The following is a 19,862-nucleotide window of genomic DNA, read 5'->3' as shown; positions in this document are numbered from 1 at the left end:
TCGTTCGTAGAGGGCGACTGAGGTGCTGTTGTGCGGAACAGTCCGAACTGCAGCTTCAAGGGCTGGCGCGCATCTCGCGGGCGGAGTGGTGATGCGGAATCCACAATCTTGACGCTCGGACGACGCTCGAATATGCGGTGATCAGCTTGCCGAACTGACGCAGGCTCAGCCCGGTGAACGGGGCAGGTCCCCGGAGTCAGCGGCGATGCCACGGCAGGGCCGCCGGGTAGGCGTCCTCCTCGCCGGCCTGCTTGAGGGAGGCGACCACGGTGGCGGTGATGGTGGCGAGTTGCTCCACCTGTTCGGGGCTGAGGGCGTCGAACACCACGCGGCGTACGGCAGCGACATGGCCGGGGGCGGCCTTGGTCATCAACTCCATGCCGGCATCGGTGAGTTCGGCCAGCTGTCCGCGTCCGTCGGCCGGATCGTCCCGGCGCCGCACGTAGCCCGACTCCTCCAGGCGGATCACCGCGCGCGTGAGGCGGCTGCGGGTGAACTTCAACTGCTCGGCGAGCAAGGACATCCCCAGGGCGCGGTCGGGTGCCACGGACAGGCGGGCCAGGAGGCTGTAGTCCGCGTGCGTCATGGCCGCGTCGCGCCGCAACTGCTGATCGAGGTAGTCGTTCAGCAGTGTCGAGCAGTCCAGGTAGTTGATCCAGGCTCGCAGTTCTTCGGGAGTGAGCCACCGGGGGGAAGTCATGGTGGCCACTCTAACCGAGGTGTTTGCCTGATCAAACACTTCGGGGTAGCGTCCCACATGTTTGAGAAATCAAACGTCTGCCTTTCCGGCGCTGCACCTGTCGTTCTTGAGCTCTCCGCAGGAGGTCCCCATGTCCGGTTCCGTCCCCGAAGCCGTATCGCCCGCCCCGTCCGCCCCGCGCTCCCGCCGCCTGACCGTGGTCGTGGGGCTTCTCGCGGCGGCTGTCGTGGCCGTCCTCGGAAACGTGGTGGTCGCGTTGCTCGCCCGCGCGGCGGGGGCGTCGGGCGATTTCGCTCCGCTGCACCCCTCCGCGTACGGGCCGCTGACGGTGTTCGGCGTCGTCCTCGGCGCCATGGGCTGGGCGGTCGTCCGTCGTGTCGCCAAGAACCCGGCGGGGCTGCTGCGGTGGCTGGTGCCCGTGCTCGTGGTCGTGTCGTTCGGGCCCGACCTGTCCCTCCTTGGTGGCGGTACGCCCGGCAGTGGGCCGCTGGCCGTCGCCGGGCTGATGGTGATGCATGTGGTGGTCGCGGTCGTCGCCGTCGCCGCCTATCGGCGCGTCCTGCCGCTGCCTGTCCGCTGACGCCGCCCGGCGTGCGCGACGTGTCGGCTGCCGACAGCCGGCGGTGTCCCGGAGGCCGGGACGTCCGAGCTCCGGGACACCGCTGTTCGCGCGCAGGAACGGTCGTGCACGTCTTCCGTCTGCGTGACGGTTGCCCATCCCATCCACAGCGTGGATAACCCGGATACGGGATTCGGATCGCGCAGGGGATGGCACCGGCGCTTCGGCGCCCCCATAGTCGTCGCTACCGCACGCCGCTGTCCGGATGCCGCCGGCGTGCGAGCTTCCCCGGCATGCCGTGCGCCGTCGGCGCCCGTGAGGCATGCCCACTCCCTTACACCGCCCCCTGGAGTCGCCATGCCCGGTTCCGTGCCCCCGCCGCCTCACGCGGCGGTCGATGCCACCACTCCGTCAGCCGTCGCCGTCTCGGGCCCGGCCCATCTGCTGCGGGTGACCCTTCTGATGGCGGGCAGCTGTCTGCCGATCCTGGGGGCGGTGCTGATCGCCCCGGTACTGCCGAAGATGCAGGACCACTTCGCGTCGGTCCCGGGGGCCAAGGCGCTGGTGCCCCTCGCGCTGACCGTCCCGGCGCTGGCGCTGGCGCTGCTGGCCCCGTTCGCCGGGGTGATCGTGGACCGGGTGGGCCGCAAGCGCCTGCTGGTCGTGGCGACCGTCCTGTACGCGCTGTTCGGCACCGCACCGCTGTGGCTGGACTCGCTGGGCGGCATCATCGCCAGCCGTGCCCTGGTCGGAGTCGCCGAGGCCGCGATCATGACCTGCTGCACGACTCTGATCGGGGACTACTACAGCGGTCACCGGCGGGTGAAGTACCTCGCCCTGCAGACCATGTGCGCCTCCGTGTCGGCCACCGTCTTCTTCGTGCTCGGCGGCGCCGCCGGATCGGCGGGCTGGCGCGTGCCCTTCTGGGTCTACGCCGTGAGCCTGGCGCTCGCCCCGCTGATGGCAACCGCCCTGCCCAACCCGGCGGCCCGTGCGGACGGCGAGGAGACTCCGGCCGAGACAGAGGCCCGCCGCTCGTTCCCCTGGCGGCAGTTGGGCGGCATCTGTGCCCTCACCTTCTTCGGGGCGATGGTCTTCTACACCGTGCCGGTGGAGATGTCGTACCTGCTCGACGACCTCGGGGTGGAGAACACCGGCGTGATCGGGCTGGCCACCGCGATCGCCAGTGCCGCGACCGTGGGCGGAGCGGTCGCCTTCGCCCGGCTCAAGCGTTCTCCCGACCCGATGCTGCCCGCCGTCTTCGCGGTCTGCGCGGTCGGCTTCGGGGTGATGTTCCTCGCGGGCAATGCCCCACTGCTGGTCATCGGGGCGGTCGTCAACTGTGTGGGCACCGGCATGCTGCTGCCCGCCCTCCTCACCAGTGCCATGTCCCGGCTGGCGTTCGAGGACCGCGGCCGTGGGACGGGGTTGTGGATGACGGCCTTCTTCGGCGGTGAGTTCATCTGCCCGCTGGTGCTGCTCGCCGGGGAGTCCGCGGTCGGCAGTCTCGCCGGTGCGGTGGGTGTGCTGGGGCTGGCCGCCGCCCTAGTCGCGGCGGGGCTGTGGGCGGCCCGCCGCCGGGTGGGCGCCGTCGATCCCCGGCCGTTGCCGGAGCAGTTGGCCTGAGGGTGTGCGGGAAGGCCACCGAGAGCGCGTCGATCACGGGCTGCCGCCGGACCCGGTCAGAGCCGGCCCGGCGGCAACCCCGCGCTCTGGTCGACGGGCACGCCCTTCCCTGGGCCCTTGCCATAGCTGTAGCCGTTGCCCGCCAGCGTCGCGCCCACTTCCGCGGCCTTCTGCCGCAGCCAGATGTGGCCCGCGTCCTGAGCGTGCACCGGGTGCCACCACATCGCCTCCCGCACCGGTACCGCCTCGAAGGGGCAGGGCAGGACGCGCACCGCGGCCGATCGGACCGCCTTGCGCGCCAGGCGCTCCTGGATCATCGCGATCCGGCGGGTGCCCTCGACCATGAGGGGCAGCAGCTGAAAGGTCTGCACGGACACCTCCACCTGGGGACTGATCCCTATCATGCTGAGCTGGCGGGCGGCCGGGGCGTCGTAGGGACGCTGGTAGACGGCCCAGGGCAGACGCCCCAGCTGGTCAAGGGAGAGTTCGTCACCGATCTCGGGGTGATCGTCGGCGACCAGGAACAGCCAGCGGTCCTCGTGGAGGTCGACGGCGGGCAAGCCGTCGATGACGCCGTGCGGCATCAGCAGTCCGTCGACGGTGCTCAGCACCGCGGCGGTGTTCTCCACGACGTTCGGTGCCGGGTGCTGGAAGGTGAGCCGGATGCCGGGCGCCTCCTCGTGCAGGGTGCGGGCGAGTGCGGCACCGAACACGGCCGCCCCGTAGTCGGAGGCGAGCAGGGTGAACTCACGTGACTCCGCCGCCGGATCGAAGTCGGCCTGGCTGGAGAAGACCCGCTCCAGCAGGTCGCACGCGGTGGCGCTGCGGTCGCGCAGGGCGGCGCCGAGCGGAGTCAGCTCGTAGGCGTTGCCGGTGCGGGCGAGCAATTCGTCGTCGAAATGGCGGCGCAGCCGGGCCAGTGCCGCACTCATCGCGGGCTGGCTCAGTCCGATGCGCTCACCGGCCCGCGTCACGTTGCGCTCCTCCAGCAGAGCACGCAGGGCGACGACCAGGTTGAGGTCGAGTCGGGACAGGTTCACCGGGCACCACCAGGCAGGTCAAGGCCATCCATCGCATGGATTCAGCGCATCCACAGGATCTATTTCCGTGATTCGCCGATCGGGGTCACAGTAGTCCGCAACCCCGCTGGAGGAAATCTGATGGCAATGCTCGCGCAACCAGCCGGCCCGTTCGCGCTCGGCACGTTCTCCGCTCAGGACGGGGAGTCGTTTCCCGGCCTCCTGGCCGATGACCGGGTACTCGATCTGCGCAGCGCCCTGGACTGGGCGCCGTCGGATCTGCGCGCAGTCCTGGAGCGGTGGGAGGAGACCCTCCCCGTCCTGCGCACCCTGGCGGACGACGACTCCCACGGCCGGCTGCCACTGGAGGGCCTGCGCGTGCACGCCCCCATCGAGCCGCGGCAGATCTTCCAGTCCGGCGCCAACTACCGGCAGCACGTGATCGATCTGGAGGTCGCCCACCGTTCCCCCGACGACCCCCGCACCGTCGAGGAGGCACGAGCGGAGATCGCCGCGGTCATGGACCGCCGGGCCGCCGAGGACCTGCCGTACGTGTTCATCGGCCTGCCCAGCGCGATCACGGGCCCCTACGACGACGTGGTCCTGCCCGCCTGGGCCGAAAAGCCGGACTGGGAGCTGGAGTTGGCGGCCGTCGTCGCCAAACCCGCCTATCGGGTGACGGTCGAGGAGGCCCTGGAGTACGTCGCCGGGTACACCATCGCCAACGACCTCACCGACCGCGCCACGGTGTTCCGCCGGGACATGAAGGCCATCGGTACCGACTGGCTGCGCTGCAAGAACGCTCCCGGTTTCACGCCGCTCGGCCCGTGGCTCGTACCTGCGGAGTCGATCGCGGACACCGGTGACCTGCGGGTCACGCTCAAGCTGAACGGCGAGACCATGCAGGACGAGTCCACCAAGGACATGCTCTTCGGAGTCGCCCGGTTGGTGTCGTACGCCTCGCAGACGGCTCAACTCCTGCCCGGTGACCTGGTGTTGACCGGCAGCCCGGCCGGCAACGGCATCCACTGGGGACGCCTGCTGCGCGACGGCGACGTCATGGAGGGTTCCATCACCGGTCTGGGCGTGCAGCGCACCCGCTGTGTCGCGGAGGGAACGGCATGAGCCTGGACCGCCGCGACCCGGAGGGCGCGATAGCCGAGGCCGCCAAGGCGTACTCCAACTGGGGGCGTTGGGGTGAGGACGACGTGCTCGGCACGCTGAACTTCCTCGACGAGGCCAAGCGGCGCGAGGGCGCGGCGCTCGTGCGCCGCGGCGTGAGCTTCTCGCTGTCGCAGCGGTTCGACATGAACGGCCCGCAGAAGGGCTGGCGGCGTCGCACCAACCCGGTGCACACCATGCTCGACACGGGGACCGACGCGGCCCTCGGCAACCAGGGCTTCCCGCACGGCATCGGCGGCGCGGACGACGTGATCGCGATGCCGCTGCAGTGCTCCACCCAGTGGGACGGCCTCGGGCACATCTTCGACCACGGCAAGGCGTGGAACGGACGGGCCGCCGAGCAGGTGGTCACCTCCGACGGAGACCTTGTCACCGGCATCGAGCACATGGCGCCGTACGTCGCGGGACGCGGCGTGCTGCTCGACGTGGGCCTGGTCGTCGGCACGAGTGGGGGCACCTCCCGCTCGAGCGGAGCCGAGAGCGGGGGAGAGCTGCCCGACGGGTTCGCCATCACCGAGGAGCACCTCGAGCAGACCGCCGAGGCCCACGGGGTGACCGTCGGCCGCGGCGACATCGTCCTCGTCCGTACCGGACGTCTCGCCCGCGCCCGCCGCGACGGCTGGGGCGACTACGCGGGCGGCCCCGCGCCCGGCCTGTCGTTCACCACCGCCGGCTGGCTGCACGGCACCGAGATCGCCGCCATCGCCACCGACACCTGGGGTTTCGAGGTCCGCCCCAACGAGTTCGAGGGCGCCTTCCAGCCGCTGCACCAGGTCGTCATCCCCAACATGGGCCTGCTGATCGGCGAGATGTGGGACCTCGACGCACTCGCCGCCGACTGCGCCGACGACGGCGTGTACGAGTTCTGGCTCACCGCCGCTCCCCTCCCCATCACCGGAGCCGTCGGCTCCCCGGTCAACCCGATCGCCGTCAAGTAACCCGCACTACTGCCGGATGCGCCGTTCCCCGGACAGCAGCGGCGCATCCGGCCTCCACCGCTCCACCCGCTTCGCCGGGTGACCCGTCCCCACCTCTGGCCCGCACGCGCAGCGGGCGAGCCGCAGCCCCCGCCGCCCGAAGCCGCGCGGCCCAACCCCGGGAGGAATCCCCGACATGGCTGACAGCCGCACTCTCTCCCAGCCTCCGGCCGGGGGCACACCCACCGTCCTGGTCATCGGCGGGGGCGCCTCAGGCAACGCCGTCACCATCCTGCTGCGCCGCGCCGGCATCGCCGTCGACCTGATCGAGGCCAAGCCGGACTGGAACGCCACCACCGGATCCGGCATCACCCTCCAGGGCAACGCCCTGCGGGTCCTGCGCGAACTGGGCGTGTGGGAACAGGTGAAAGCCTCCGGATACGCCTTCGGCTCGCTGGGCGTGACCACCCCCGACGGCACCGTCCTGTTCGTCGCAGAGGACATCCAGACCGGCGGCGAGGACCTGCCCGCCACCCTCGGCATGCAGCGCCCCCAGCTGCAGCAGATCCTCATCGACACGGTCCGCGCCTGTGGCGCCGGCGTTCGCCTCGGCACCACCGCCGAAGCGCTGGAGCAGGACGCCGACGGCGTGTCGGTGCGCTTCAGCGACGGCAGCGAGGGCCGCTACGACCTGGTGATCGGCGCCGACGGCCTCAACTCCGCCACCCGCGCCGCGATCGGCATCACGGACAAACCCGAGCCGACCGGCATGGCCATCTGGCGCATCGCCGCCCCGCGGCCCGAGAGCGTGACGCGCACCGACCTCGCCTACGGTGGCCCCGCCTACATCGCCGGCTACTGCCCCACCAGCGAGAACACCATCTACGCGTACGTCGTCGAAGGGTGCCGCGACCGCGCCTCCATCGACCCGGCCACCTACGCCGACGAGATGCGCAGCCTGGCGCAGAGCTACGGCGGGGTCTGGCCGGAGATCACCGAGCACATCACCGACCCGAAGAAGGTCAACTACACCTGGTTCGACCGCCTGCTGGTCGAGGACTCCTGGCACCGGGGCCGGGTCGTGCTCATCGGCGACGCCGCCCACTGCTGCCCGCCCACCATGGCCCAGGGCGCGGCCATGTCGCTGGAGGACGCCCTCGTCCTCGCCGAGCTGCTCGGCGGGGCCGTGGCCGACGGCCGGGACTGGGACGACGAGCTGCTCCAGGCCTACCACGACCGCCGCATTCCCCGGGTGCGCACCGTCGTCGAGGCGTCCATGCAGATCGGCCAGTGGCAGCTGGACGGTGTGCGCGACGCCGACATGGCCGGGCTGGTCGGCCGCACCATGAACCTCCTCAAGGAGCGCCCGTGACCACCACCGCATCCTCCGCGCCGACCATCGACGTCCACGCCCACCTCCTGCTTCCGGAGGTCGAGGAGGCCGTCGCCGGTCATCCCGGTCTCGCCGAGGCCCGCGCCCTCGACGCGCGCCGCAACGGCCCGGCGGCCCTGGCAGTGAACGGTCCGATGGTCGGCGCGCGCGTGCCGAAGCTGACGGACGCCGCGGTGCGCCTGACGGCCATGGACGCGCAGGGCGTGGACATCCAGATGGTCAGCCCCTCGCCGTCCCACTACCACTACTGGGTCGAGCCCCGACTGGCCGAGAAGGTCTGCCGACTGGCCAACGAGGGCACCGCCGCACACTGTGCGAAGGCTCCCGACCGCCTGCACGGCCTGGGCCTGGTCCCGCTCCAGCATCCCGACCTCGTGGCCGGCCTGCTCGACCACGCCCTGGACCAAGGGCTGAGTGGGGTGGAGATCTCCTCGCACGCGCCCGGCCACGAACTGTCGGACCCGGCGTACGAAGCCTTCTGGTCCCGTGCGGAGGAGACAGGCGCCCTGGTCTTCTTGCACCCGTTCGGCTGCACCCTCGACGAGCGCCTGGACCAGTGGTACCTGTCCAACACCGTCGGCCAGCCCACCGAGAACGCGGTCGCCCTCTCCCACCTGATCTTCTCCGGCGTCCTGGACCGTCATCCGGGCCTGAAGCTGATCGCGGCGCACGGCGGCGGCTACCTGCCCACCCACATCGGCCGCTCCGACCACGCCTGGCGGGCCCGTCCCGACGCCCGGGGCTGTGAGCGGGAACCGAGCAGCTATCTGCGGCAGCTGTACTTCGACTCCCTCGTCCACGACCCCCAGGTGCTGCGGGAGCTGCTGCGAGCGGTCGGCCCGGAACGGGTCCTGCTCGGCTCCGACTTCCCCTTCGACATGGGCACCGACGACCCGCTCGGCGCGCTGCGCGCCGCAGACCTGCCCGACACCGACTTCCACTCCGTCCGCGGCGGAAACGCCGCCGCTCTGCTCAACCTCGTCTGAGGAGCCCCCCCATGAACAACCGCCTGCTCACCCACCTCCGCCACGTCGACCTCGCCGTGCCGGACTACGACAAGCAGCTCGACTTCTACGCCGGAGTCTGGGGCCTGACCAAGGTCGCCGAGGACTCCGGCATCTCCTTCCTGGCCGCCGAGGGCAGCCCCGAGCAGTATGTCGTCCGGTTGCGCAAGGCCGACGAGAAGCGCCTCGACCTGGTCTCCTACGGCGCCGCGAGCGCCGCCGACGTGGACACTCTCGCCGAGCGACTCCTCGCGAGCGGAGTGCGGTTGATCTCCCAGCCGGGCAAGGTGGAGACGCCCGGCGGCGGTTACGGCTTCCGCTTCTTCGACGTCGACGGGCGCACCATCGAGGTCTCCGCCGACGTCGAGGTGCGACAGCACCGCAAGATCGAGGAGAAGGAGTCGATCCCCGTCAAGCTGTCGCACGTCGTGCTGAACTCCCCGGACCTGGACAGGACCAAGGCGTGGTACGAGGAGCACCTCGGCTTCCGGCTGTCCGACACGCTCGGCCATCCGCACATCGGCGACGTCATGCACTTCATGCGGATCAGCAACCAGCACCACTCCATGGCCATCGCCAAGGGTCCGCACACCTCGCTGCACCACATCTCCTTCGAGATGCGCGGCATCGACGAGTACATGCGCGGCTCCGGCCGTGTGATGCGCGCCGGCTTCCGGAAGATCTGGGGGCCGGGCCGGCACATGGCGGGCGACAACACCTTCACCTACTTCCTCGACCCGCACGGCAACACGGTGGAGTACACGACGGAGTTGGAGCTGCTGGACGAGGACACCTGGCACCCGCACGTCTACGACTTCTCGAAGCCCGAGGTCACCGACCAGTGGGGCACCGCCAACCCCATGAACGAACTGGTTACCAAGGAGTCCTTCAACGACGTCGACCGCGGCGTCTTCGTCGCTCCGCCGGTCTGATCGGCGGAGCCTTCAGTCCCCGGGGGTGCGGTTGCCCTGTCAACTGCCCTGACTCCCATGCCGCACCCCCGGCCTTCGTGCCACCCCTCACGCCGACAGCCGACAGGAAACCGCCATGCGTTTCGCCGCGTACGAGTACCGCAACCGACGCCACGAGGCCGTCGTCTCAGAGGACGGCACACTCCACCCCCTGCCCGGCGTCAGCTCACTGACCGGCCTGCTCGCCGAGGGCGGCGGCCTGCCCGAACTGCTCGACGCGGGCTCCGCGATCCTCGACGTCCCGGCCGGCCCCCACATCTCCGACGTACGACTGCTGGCGCCGCTCCAGCCGCCCACCGTGCGGGACTTCGTCACCTTCGAGGAACACGTCGAGGGCGTACGGCGGTCCGTGGACGGGGCTGCCGGGGTACCGGAGCGGTGGTACGCGGCCCCGACGTTCTACTTCGGCAACCCCTACGCGATGTACGGGCCGCACGACGACATCCCCATGCCGCCGGGGTCGAGCGTGCTCGACTTCGAGCTGGAGGTCGCCGCCGTGATCGGAAAGGAGGGCCGCGACCTCACGCCCGAGCAGGCCCGCGACCACATCGTCGGCTACACCGTCTTCAACGACTGGTCGGCACGGGACCTGCAGTCCGCCGAGATGAAGGTCGGCCTCGGCCCCTGCAAGGGCAAGGACACCGCCACCACGCTGGGTCCTTACCTGGTCACCGCCGACGAGCTGGAGAAGTACCGCGACGCGGACGGCTTCCTGCGCCTGGCGCTCACCGCCGAGATCAACGGCGAGGTCGTGGGCAAGGATCTGCTGTCCAACATGAGCTGGACCTTCGAGGAGATGGCCGCCTACGCCTCACGCGGCTCCGTCGTCCGCCCCGGCGACGTCCTCGGTTCCGGGACCTGCGGAAACGGCGGCTGCCTCGCCGAGCTGTGGGGTGTACGGGGTGAGCAGTCCCCGCCTCCCCTGAAGCCCGGCGACACGGTCACCCTCACCGTCGAGGGCATCGGCTCCGTCTCCAACACCGTGGTGGCCGGCCCTGATCCCATACCGGTTCCGGTCGCCCGCCGCCGCCCCCGGGAGCGGCCGTGACCGACCTGCACCCCAAGAGGCTCCTCGGCAAGGTCGTCGTGGTCACGGGCGCGGCCGGTGGCCAGGGTGCCGCCGAGGCCGAGGCACTGACCCGCGAGGGCGCCCGGGTGATCGCCACCGACGTCTCGGAGTCACCCGGCTGCCGCCGTCTCGACGTCACGAACGAGAAGGACTGGGCGGAACTCGCCGCCGATCTGCGTGAGGCGTACGGGCAGGTGCACGGCCTGGTCAACAACGCGGGCGTCACCTGGCGGGCCCGGATCGACGACGTACGCCCCGAGGACATGGCCCGGGTCCACGCGGTCAACGTCACCGGCCCGCTGCTGGGCATCCAGCACCTTGCCCCGCTGATGCCACCCGGCTCCTCGATCGTGAACGTCGGCTCGTCCGCGGCGCTCACCGGCCACTACCCGGTCGCCTACACGGCCAGCAAGTGGGCGCTGCGCGGCCTGTCGCGGACCGCCGCCATGGAACTGGGGCCCGTCGGCATCCGCGTGAACATCGTCCACCCCGGCTTCATCGAAACGGACATGACCGCCTCCGCGGCGCCCGGCTTCCGAGAGGCGAACGTCCGCGAGACACCGCTCGGCCGCACCGGAACCGTCGACGAGATCACCCCGCTCGTCGTCTTCCTTCTCTCCGACGAGGCGTCCTTCATCACGGGGGCCGAGATACCGGTCGACGGCGGACTCACCGTCCACGGCGGTGCCAAGTCGATCTCCGACGCCCTGCGCGCGGACGCCTGAACCGGCGACCACGCGGGACAGCCACGACAGAAAGGCCCTCTCTCATGGACAAGGTCCGCGCGAGCGCCGCCGAGGCGGTCGTCGACATCCCCGACGGCGCGTCGCTGGCCGTCGGCGGCTTCGGCCTCAGCGGCATCCCCGCCGTGCTCATCCAGGCCCTCCACGCCCAGGGCACCACCGGCCTGGAGGTCGTGTCGAACAACTGCGGTGTGGACGGGCGCGGACTGGGAGTCCTGCTGGCCGACGGCCGGATCGCCCGTGTCACGGGCAGTTACGTGGGCGAGAACAAGGAGTTCGCCCGTCAGTACCTGTCGGGCGAGCTGGAGGTGGAGCTGGTGCCGCAGGGCACGCTGGCCGAACGGCTGCGCGCCGGGGGAGCGGGCATCCCCGCCTTCTACACCCCGGCAGGGGTGGGCACCCAGGTGGCCAGGGGAGGGCTGCCCTGGCGTTACCGGCCCGACGGCACGGTCGCGGTGGCCTCCCCGCCCAAGGAGACCCGCGACTTCGCGGGCCGCTCGTACGTCTTGGAGCACGGCATCACCACCGACTTCGCCCTGGTACGGGCCTGGCGCGGCGACCGCCACGGGAACCTGGTCTTCCGTAAGTCCGCCGCCAACTTCAACCCCCTCGCGGCGATGGCGGGCGGCATCACCGTCGCCGAGGTGGAGGAACTCGTCGAGCCGGGCGCGCTGAGCCCGGACGAAATCCACCTGCCGGGCATCTTCGTCCAGCGGATCGTGGTCCTCACCCCGACCGAGGCCGCCGACAAGCAGATCGAGCACCTTTCCCTTTCCGAGTCTTCGACACGAGGGGCCGTACGCGCATGAGCACCACCCTGGGAACGCGGCTGGGCTGGACACGGGACCAGATGGCCGCCCGCGCCGCCGCCGAACTCACCGACGGCTCCTACGTCAACCTCGGCATCGGCCTGCCCACCCTCATCCCCGGGCACCTGCCCCCGGACGTCCATGTGGTCCTGCACTCCGAGAACGGCATCCTGGGCACAGGCCCGTACCCGACCGAGGCCGAGGTCGACCCCGACCTGATCAACGCGGGCAAGGAGACCGTCACGGTGCTGCCCGGGGCCTCCTTCGTCGACTCGGCCCTGTCCTTCGGCATGATCCGGGGCGGCCACATCGACACCGCCGTGCTCGGCGCGATGCAGGTCTCCGCCGCAGGCGACCTGGCCAACTGGATGATTCCGGGCAGGATGGTCAAGGGCATGGGCGGCGCGATGGACCTCGTCCACGGCGTCCGCCGCGTCATCGTCCTGATGGAACACATCGCCAAGGACGGCAGCCCGAAGATCCTCACCGAATGCACCCTGCCGCTCACCGGCGAACAGTGCGTCCACCGCATCATCACCGACCTCGGCGTCCTCGACGTCACACCCGAGGGCCTCGCTCTCGTGGAATGCGCGCCGGATGTCACCGCCGAGGACATCGCCGCCCGCACCGATGCACCTCTGATCCGGGAGTCGTGAACCATGGACGCGTCGGGCGGGCAGGGGCCACGGTTACTGCCCGCCCGACGTTCTGGAGACCGCCGCCCTGACGTAGCGGACCCGCGATCCACTCCGGACGGGGGCCACGGTGCGGAGTGGTCCCAGTGTGCGCCGCCCGCGGGCACGGCACGCACACCCTCAGGCCTCGGCGACGGTACCTTTCCCCGTGGCCGTCGCCGAGCCTCGGGCCGGACGCCCCGGTCGACCTTGTAAACCGATCGGTTTATATTTCTCCCGAATCGAGTTAACCTCACAGCATGAGCACCGAAGTGAAGGCGAGTCCCCGAGAGCGGCTGCTGGAGGCGGCGGCCACACTCACCTACCGCGACGGTGTCGGCATCGGCATCGAGGCGCTGTGCAAGGCGGCGGGGGTGTCGAAGCGCTCCATGTACCAGCTGTTCGAGAGCAAGGACGAACTGCTGGCGGCGAGCCTGGAGGAACGGGCTTCCGCCTTCGCGGCGACACTCCTGCCCGCGGCGGACGACGGCCGTTCACCCCGCGAGCGGATCCTGCACGTCTTCAAGCAGGTCGAACTGCATGCGGGCGCGCCCGAGTTCCGGGGATGCCGGTATCTGGCGGTGCAGATCGAGCTCAAGGATCAGAGCCACCCCGCGAGTCAGGTGGCCCACCGGGTCAAGGGGAACCTGACGGCCTTCTTCCGGGCCGAGGCGGAGCAGGGCGGTGCGAGCGATCCCGACCTGCTGGCCCGACAGCTAAGCCTGGTCTTCGACGGCGCCAGCGCCCGCGCGGGGATCGGAGCCGACAACCTCACCGGGCTCATCGCCCCCACGGTGGCCACCCTGCTCGATGCGGCAGGCGTGCGCTGACGCATCGCCTTTTCGAGTGGGCCCGGCGCCTGGTGCGCCCTCGGGGCTGACGCCCACCTCCGGCACCCGGAGCGGGCTCGGCGGCCTTACCGCCCTGCCTCCCGGCAATCGGAGGGAAGCCCGATGGCCGTAAGGGTGTTGATCGGCATGCCGTGCGCGAGGAAGGCCGTGGCCTCGTCGGCATCTGCCCCCAGCGGCAGGCGCACTATGCGATCGAGGGGGTACTCCGAGTCCCTGGACCACGAGATCCGCCAGCACGAGAACTTTCCACGGGAAGTTCCTTGAAATCGGTGAGTGCGTGCTAGCCGTTCAACTGCGGGTACATGGCTTCCAGATCGGCGGACAGCTGCGACTTGACCCAGCGGGTGGTGTCGTCGGCCAGCACCTCGTGGGCGCCCGCCTCGATGCCGTCGAGCGCGGCCACGGCGATGTCGCGGGGGTCGGCCTTGGGTGCGTCGATGCCCGAGGTCATGTCGGTGTCCACGTAGGCCATGTGAAGTCCGGTCACCGCGATGCCGCGGGGCTGCAGCTCCAGGCGCAGGGAGTTGGTCTGCGACCACAGGGCGGCCTTGGAGGCGCCGTAGGGCGTGCCGTCGGCCACCCAGGACAGGGCGGAGTGGACGTTGAGGATGTGGCCCCCGCCGTTGCGTTCGATGATCGGCACGAAGGCCCGGGTGACCAGCAGCGGCCCGTAGAAGTTGGTCTCCAGGTCCCGGCGCACGTCCACCATCGGGGAGTCGAGGTAGGAGGCACGGACCGAGGCGCCGGCGTTGTTGATCAGGATGGTGACGTCCTGGGCCTGCTCGGCGGCGGCTGTCACGGATGCGGGGTCGGTCACTTCAAGAGCCAGCGGGACGGCGTCGGGGTGCGTCACCGTGCGCGGGTCGCGGGCCGTGGCGTAAACCTTGCCGGCACCTCGCCCGTAAAGCTCCTCGACCAGCATCTTGCCGATGCCCCGGCCGCCTCCGGTGACAAGGACGGTGGCGCCTTCGATTGCTGTCACGACTACCTCCAGGAATTGGGAAACCGATCGGTTTCGTCTCCAACGTAAACCGATCGGTTTCCTCATGCAAGTCGGGTCATGGTTGTTTGAAACGGCTCAACGATCAGGGCGGCCCGCCTTCGGGCGGCGCAGGGCACGGCGATCCGGATCTCCGCCATGGCCGCTCCCTGTGCGTCTCTTCCCTGCGGGTGAGCCTGGGTGCGGGCAGGCGTCAGCCGGCCAGCCGGTTGAGCTTGCGGATCTGCTTGTCGAAGACCCCGGTCGAGCACCCCCGTGGGCGTACGACGTGAATTGCCCCGCTTGCCGGAGCGCCGTTGACCTGCGGTTTCGGCCCGCCGTGGTGCGCCAGGGGCCGGGCCGGGACCGCTGTCACCTGCTCGCCGTGCTCAGGCGCGGATCGACCCCGCCGGACAGTCCGCCGGAGACTTGCGCCAGCCATGTCCGACGGCGCGCTCCAGTGTGCGAGCAGCACCGCCCCGCGGGATTCAAGTAGCGCAGCACTTTCGACTTGCCCCACCCGGCGGCTGGGCTCGTCGAGGCTCATCTCGGCCACCGGCATCTCCTCCAGCATCGCCACTGCCGTGTCGACGATCGCCTGGCGCCGGATCTCTCGCTGTTCCTCGCTGGGCGTCATGTCAATGCGGGACGCGACGATCACCAAGAGTGGTGCGAAAACCACCGTCTCGGTGCACAATTGACGACCCGTCGCCTACGTCGGGACGACTGGGTTATTCACCTGGAGACTGCATGTCGGTGGGGAAGCAGGCGCTGTTCGAGCGGCTGGACAGAGGTCCGTCCTTCTTGTTCCTGGGGCAGAGCTATCTATCCATCGAAACGGGGCACGACCCGCTGGTAGGGCCTCTAGCCAGGTCACTGGGCATGGACGACTTGCCCGAGACCGTCTATCAGGCAATTCTCGGTGCCGCTCCCGACAGCCGTGAGGCGGCCGCCAAGGGGCTCAATGATGCTGGACGTGCACTGGTACTGCCGCCGGCGTTGAAGACCACTCTGGAGTTCCCTTGGAACGGCGTGCTCTCCTCGGCCGTCGATCCCTCGTGGCGGCTGGGTCTCAAACAGGACTGGCGGACGGTCCAGGAGACTGTGCCCCAGCGCGACCGGACGCGCCTGTCGCGCGACATGGCCGACGTCCAGGCGCTCATGCTCTTCGGAGGCGTTGACCAGCCGGTCGACGAGAGACCGCCCGCGACGAAGATGGAGTTGTCGCGACGCAAAGCACTGGCAGCCGAGGCTCTGTCGCGGATCGTGACGGACGGACTGACCCCGCGGGGTTTGCTGGTCGTGGAGGGGTGGTCGCTCGACGACTGGCTCGACCCCGAGACGCTCTACAGCCAGATCTGCGACGCGGTCCCGAACCAGGTGCACCTGTTCTCCTCGACCGACGAAATCCTCGCGGACGAGTTCATACGTGAGGCGATCAACCTCAAGGTGCTGGTCCCGCATCGGGAGACATTCGCCTCCCTGGTGGAGGAGGCGCGCAGCACCGGTCGGCTGAGCGACGGCGGCCCGACCACTACCTCGACCCACGCGGTGCGCGTCGGCGACCGGCGCCTGCCCATCGACCGGAGCCGCTGGCAGCGCATTCTGCCGCACGCCCGCCCGGTGGACGTGGACCTCCTCGACGATCCGCCCGCCGAGTCCAAGCATCGGCGCTTCCAGAAGTTCCGCGAGTTCCTCGGCGCGAGTGACGGCTCGCCGACCTGGTGGGCGCACGCCCGCGGCCTGCCCTTCCAGCGCAGCTTCGAGAAGGTCTTGACGGACCTGGTCGAAGACGCAGCCGCATCCCCTGAGCGACGGGGGCCGCTTCTGGTCGTCGGTCAGTCGGGCACGGGGAAGAGCGTCGCTCTGGCTCGACTGGCCTTCCAGACCGCCCGGACGGGGAGGCGAGTCGTCCTCCACATCCCTCGCAAGTCGACGCGCCCGGAGTTTCAGGCACTCGATGACTTCTGCCTGTGGGCGGAGGAACAGTCAGGGGCCAACACCCTGATCGTGTGGGACGGCATGTTGGAGCCCGAGGAGTACCAGCGACTCTTCGACTACCTGCGCAGCCGGGGCCGCAAGGTGGTCATGGTCGGCAGTTGTTACTGGGACGCGGACCAGTTCGGCGACGGCGGCGGCCGAAAGCGCGTGCGGGCCGACAAGCAGGTGAGGACGACCCCCCGGTACCGGCGAGGCAGAGACTTCGTCGAGGCACCGGCCACCATCGCAGGAAAGGAGCTAGACCGCTTCACCCGCTACCTGGCGGATTTCGGCATCGTCCTCAAGGCCGCGGACGAGGCGATCGTGGCTCGCGACCGATCGTTCCTGTCGGCACTGTACCGCCTGCTGCCCGACGCCCATGCTCCTCTGTCCCGCGGCTTGGTGCTCGAGCTGAGGCGCTCCGAGGAGCGCCTGGGTCACGCCGCCCGTACGCGGATCAACTACGAACCGCCCACGATCATGGCGGCGGCCCTGGAGAAGGCCGGCCTGCTGCACGGCTTGGAAGCACTCCCGGGCACCTCGGAAGAGGGGGCGGCCGCCTGGCAGGACGACCCGTACGAGCGCCTCCTCAGCTTGATCCTGCTGATTCACAGCCACGGCCTGCGCACGCCACTTGAACTCGCCCTGCGCACCATCGGCCGCGACGGCGTCCGGAATCTTCCCGACCTGCTGAGCGGGATAGACATCATCCGCTGGGACGAGGACGAACAGGGCAATTACACCCTCGGGGGGCGTAACCAGTTGGAGGCAACCCTGCTGACCGGCGCCCGCAGATGGGGGGAGGAGCGGGAGGCGGCTCAGATCGCCGAGGTGATCGAGCTGGTCCGTCCTGATTCCCGAGCTCGCAATGGCGGTCCGGAGATCGAGTTCGTCATGGCGCTCCTCACCGCGATCGGCCCGCAGAAGAACCGGGAGCAGCGCAAGTACGGGGCCCAGTACCTGCTGATCGCTGACTCCATCGCCAAGCTGAGAATGCTGGTCACCAGCCCTGTCATTCATGCACGGCTCACCCACAAAGAGGTGAACATGCGGCGTGAGTGGGCGGTGTGGGACCAGCGCCGACAGGGGCCGGACGTCGACCTGCGGCGCCGTGCCCTGGAGGCAGCGCAGGAGGCCGTGGACGAGGCGCTGCGGGAAGCCGAAGACCTGGGTCACCGGCGGGACATCCGCCTGAATCTCTACGTCGAGCAGGCCAGCGTCCGCGGCTCCCAACTCTACGAACTGCTCCACTCCGGACCCGACGGCGGCGTCCCTCAGCCGTTGCCGAGCGAGGAGTACATCTCAGGCGAGCTCGGGGAGCTCAAACGAAGCGTCCAGGCGGCTCTGGAGTGCGAGGCGACCAACTACTACCCGGTGGATGTGCTCTGCTGGGCGACCCGGGACACCTTCAAGGCGGGAGCGCTGTCCGACGAGGCCGCAGCCACGCTGATCGGTGACTGCCTGAGCGCCCTGACAGCGATCGACCCGGAGACTCTCGAGCCCGGACAGGCCGGCCTCTACCACAGCAAGTTCGTGGAGATCGCCTCGCTGGCGAGCGACCATTTCCTGGCGGAGCAGCAGTTGAAAAAGCTCGAGGCGTACGACGAGCCGCTGGCCGCCTTCTTCTATGCGCTGAAGGTCAGTGGCTTCATCAACAATGAACCCGACCAGGAGGGAGTGCAGCGGGCTCTGGAGCACCTCAGGCGAAATCCCCTGCGGCTCCAGGACGAACGCTGTGTGCGCCTTGCCGTCGACTTGCTGTGGTTCGCGCGAACCGGTGAGCGCTTCCTCTCGGGTGAGCGCCAGACCCTGCCGCTGGATCAGGCTGCCTGGCAGGAATGCCTCGAACTCACGGAACTTGCGTCGGCCTATGACGCGATGCCTTCGCTCAGGGTCCGCTTCATGCGCGCGCTGGCGCTCTTCCACCTGGGCAGCATCGACCGGGCGATGGACGCGTTCCGGGACTTGGACCGGCTCTCACTGGAGCAGCGGGATCGCCGCCGCGTGATCAACGTCTATGTGTCGAGCTGGGAGGACGGTGCCCCACGAGTCTTCCGGGCCCGAGTCCTCCGGGTCGACGCGGACTTCCAGGGCGGTCGCTGTTGGGTCGAGGGGTACCAGCGGGAGCTCCCCTTCGACCCGTCCGGATTCGGAGCGGACCAGGCCGTCGAAGGCAGGACGCTTGACGCCTACATCTCCTTCAACATGATCGGTCCGCGGCTGGAGCCCCCGCGGGAGCCTGGAGAGCGTCGTGGGCCCACGCTTCTGGGGCCTGCCGCCCATCGGCAGAGCGAAGTGCGAGGTGCGCGGTGACCACGACGCAGCCCACCCCGCAGGTCGCGCCCGGGGCCGCCTGGAACCGCATCACCGGCGTCCATCGGAATCTCGACCGGCTCGCCCGCCACCTGTTGAAGCGTTCAGCCGGCACGGACGTCAGTCTGCCTCCACCCGACTTCACCCACCCGCAGACCGGCTTCTTCTTCGCCACGATCTGGATGCGGGCGTGGTACTCGGAGGCGTGGGCGGCGTCCAGCAGGTGGCTCTACGAACAGTCCGAGGCCCTGGGACACACGCCGCCCGAGAAGGACTTCGCGGACACGATGCGCCGGTTGCGCGCGTTCCTGGTCCATCACATGGACGCTTCGGTTTCCGAGGACGAGGAGACCGAGCGGGTTTGCAACGAGTGGTTCGAGCGGGCCTGCGGGTCCGTCGTGCCCCAGTCCACGGTTGAATGGCAGCACTGTTTGGCCAGGCTGCTCGAACAGAACGAGGCGTATGCCCACTTCATGCTGGCCATAGCCAAGTCCGTGGAGCGCAGTCCGGAGAAGTCCACGCTGGTGTTGCAGTGGCGTGCCGCCTTGGAGCGTCAGGACTATCCGCGTTACCGGCAAAGCCTTCAGGAGGCCGCGGGAGACCTGGGGCTTCAGCGGCTCAACGATCAGAAGCTGGACAGCATCCATGCTCGGTACCGGGTGCGGTGGGCGAGGGCACTCGAGAAGCTGGCGCACGATGCCGACTTCGACCATGAGATCCGCCTGCGCGCCGAGTGGGCACTTCTCGCCGACACGAGCGGAGCCTTGATCGTCTCCGCCGCGAACGTCATGGAGGCGCTCGGCCTTTCTCCCGGTCCCCAGGTGGCCCGCGCGCTGCGTCTCGCACAGGTCCTCCGGGAGTTCCACCCCGACGACTCCGCCGAGCAGCTTCTGCAGCGCCTATCCGCGCAGTGGGTCGCTGTACGTCAGTAGCCGCACGCGGACGACGCCAGGGGATGGGCGGCGGAAGTGACGCTCGTGACGCTCATGTGCCGATCGTTCTGACGGGATGCCAGTGATCTGAGGCGCAGATCGGCGGGGTCCAGGCCGGGATCTTCGCCGTTGCGCTGCAGC

18 protein-coding genes are annotated in these 19,862 nt (G+C 69.7%); 14 read left to right on the top strand and 4 right to left on the bottom strand.

Annotation, left to right across the window (positions count from 1 at the left end):
* Nucleotides 1–196 precede the first annotated feature (196 nt).
* Nucleotides 197–700, bottom strand: coding sequence for a MarR family winged helix-turn-helix transcriptional regulator (locus ACZ4SW_RS15870; protein WP_468242919.1), 504 nt, complete (start codon nucleotides 698–700; stop codon nucleotides 197–199).
* Nucleotides 701–830: 130 nt separating this feature from the next.
* On the opposite strand from ACZ4SW_RS15870, the gene ACZ4SW_RS15865 reads away from it, so the two are divergent.
* The gene (locus tag ACZ4SW_RS15865) at nucleotides 831–1,280 is read left to right on the top strand and encodes a DUF6069 family protein (RefSeq protein ID WP_468242917.1); all 450 of its coding nucleotides are present in this window, start codon (nucleotides 831–833) and stop codon (nucleotides 1,278–1,280) included.
* Nucleotides 1,281–1,616: 336 nt separating this feature from the next.
* The gene (locus tag ACZ4SW_RS15860; protein WP_468242915.1) at nucleotides 1,617–2,885 is read left to right on the top strand and encodes an MFS transporter; all 1,269 of its coding nucleotides are present in this window, start codon (nucleotides 1,617–1,619) and stop codon (nucleotides 2,883–2,885) included.
* A 56-nt stretch (nucleotides 2,886–2,941) separates the two neighbouring features.
* Here the strand turns inward: ACZ4SW_RS15860 and ACZ4SW_RS15855 are convergent, their stop codons facing one another.
* Nucleotides 2,942–3,925: a LysR family transcriptional regulator gene (locus ACZ4SW_RS15855; protein ID WP_468242913.1), complete on the bottom strand. Its 984-nt coding sequence runs from the start codon at nucleotides 3,923–3,925 to the stop codon at nucleotides 2,942–2,944.
* Between the two features lie 120 nt (nucleotides 3,926–4,045).
* On the opposite strand from ACZ4SW_RS15855, the gene ACZ4SW_RS15850 reads away from it, so the two are divergent.
* From ACZ4SW_RS15850 to ACZ4SW_RS15805, 10 genes are all read left to right on the top strand, one after another.
* A complete protein-coding gene (locus ACZ4SW_RS15850; RefSeq protein ID WP_468242910.1) occupies nucleotides 4,046–5,029 on the top strand; it encodes a fumarylacetoacetate hydrolase family protein in 984 nt (327 codons plus the stop codon).
* Nucleotides 5,026–6,024 carry a cyclase family protein gene (locus ACZ4SW_RS15845; protein WP_468242908.1) on the top strand — a complete coding sequence of 333 codons (999 nt, stop codon included), beginning with the start codon at nucleotides 5,026–5,028 and terminating at the stop codon, nucleotides 6,022–6,024. Before ACZ4SW_RS15850 ends, ACZ4SW_RS15845 begins: the two co-directional genes overlap by 4 nt.
* Before the next feature lie 175 nt (nucleotides 6,025–6,199).
* Nucleotides 6,200–7,375 carry an FAD-dependent oxidoreductase gene (locus ACZ4SW_RS15840; protein WP_468242905.1) on the top strand — a complete coding sequence of 392 codons (1,176 nt, stop codon included), beginning with the start codon at nucleotides 6,200–6,202 and terminating at the stop codon, nucleotides 7,373–7,375.
* A complete protein-coding gene (locus ACZ4SW_RS15835; protein ID WP_468242903.1) occupies nucleotides 7,372–8,382 on the top strand; it encodes an amidohydrolase family protein in 1,011 nt (336 codons plus the stop codon). Before ACZ4SW_RS15840 ends, ACZ4SW_RS15835 begins: the two co-directional genes overlap by 4 nt.
* A gap of 11 nt (nucleotides 8,383–8,393) precedes the next feature.
* On the top strand, nucleotides 8,394–9,332 hold the full coding sequence (locus tag ACZ4SW_RS15830; RefSeq protein ID WP_468242901.1) for a VOC family protein: 939 nt from the start codon (nucleotides 8,394–8,396) through the stop codon (nucleotides 9,330–9,332).
* A 115-nt stretch (nucleotides 9,333–9,447) separates the two neighbouring features.
* Nucleotides 9,448–10,419 carry a fumarylacetoacetate hydrolase family protein gene (locus ACZ4SW_RS15825; protein WP_468242898.1) on the top strand — a complete coding sequence of 324 codons (972 nt, stop codon included), beginning with the start codon at nucleotides 9,448–9,450 and terminating at the stop codon, nucleotides 10,417–10,419.
* Nucleotides 10,416–11,165: an SDR family NAD(P)-dependent oxidoreductase gene (locus ACZ4SW_RS15820; protein WP_468242896.1), complete on the top strand. Its 750-nt coding sequence runs from the start codon at nucleotides 10,416–10,418 to the stop codon at nucleotides 11,163–11,165. The genes ACZ4SW_RS15825 and ACZ4SW_RS15820 overlap by 4 nt, the downstream gene beginning before the upstream one ends.
* Nucleotides 11,166–11,209: 44 nt before the next feature.
* Complete coding sequence (locus ACZ4SW_RS15815; RefSeq protein WP_468242893.1) at nucleotides 11,210–11,992, top strand: CoA transferase subunit A; 783 nt, start codon at nucleotides 11,210–11,212, stop codon at nucleotides 11,990–11,992.
* Nucleotides 11,993–12,012: 20 nt separating this feature from the next.
* Nucleotides 12,013–12,648, top strand: a complete 636-nt coding sequence (locus tag ACZ4SW_RS15810) for a CoA transferase subunit B (RefSeq protein WP_468243202.1) — start codon at nucleotides 12,013–12,015, stop codon at nucleotides 12,646–12,648.
* Between the two features lie 278 nt (nucleotides 12,649–12,926).
* A complete protein-coding gene (locus ACZ4SW_RS15805; protein ID WP_468242891.1) occupies nucleotides 12,927–13,496 on the top strand; it encodes a TetR/AcrR family transcriptional regulator in 570 nt (189 codons plus the stop codon).
* 301 nt (nucleotides 13,497–13,797) lie between these two features.
* Here the strand turns inward: ACZ4SW_RS15805 and ACZ4SW_RS15800 are convergent, their stop codons facing one another.
* Together ACZ4SW_RS15800 and ACZ4SW_RS15795 are read right to left on the bottom strand one after the other, a co-directional pair.
* The gene (locus tag ACZ4SW_RS15800; RefSeq protein WP_468242889.1) at nucleotides 13,798–14,499 is read right to left on the bottom strand and encodes an SDR family oxidoreductase; all 702 of its coding nucleotides are present in this window, start codon (nucleotides 14,497–14,499) and stop codon (nucleotides 13,798–13,800) included.
* Nucleotides 14,500–14,710: 211 nt separating this feature from the next.
* Entirely contained in the window at nucleotides 14,711–15,160 is a 450-nt protein-coding gene (locus tag ACZ4SW_RS15795) for a hypothetical protein (RefSeq protein WP_468242886.1), read from the bottom strand.
* Between the two features lie 86 nt (nucleotides 15,161–15,246).
* On the opposite strand from ACZ4SW_RS15795, the gene ACZ4SW_RS15790 reads away from it, so the two are divergent.
* A complete protein-coding gene (locus ACZ4SW_RS15790; protein ID WP_468242884.1) occupies nucleotides 15,247–18,789 on the top strand; it encodes a P-loop NTPase in 3,543 nt (1,180 codons plus the stop codon).
* Entirely contained in the window at nucleotides 18,786–19,721 is a 936-nt protein-coding gene (locus tag ACZ4SW_RS15785; protein WP_468242882.1) for a hypothetical protein, read from the top strand. Before ACZ4SW_RS15790 ends, ACZ4SW_RS15785 begins: the two co-directional genes overlap by 4 nt.
* The last annotated feature ends 141 nt before the right edge of the window (nucleotides 19,722–19,862 follow it).

It is taken from the genome of Streptomyces sp. NPDC028331 (assembly GCF_055565775.1).
This window is presented reverse-complemented; position numbering and strand designations above follow the sequence as displayed.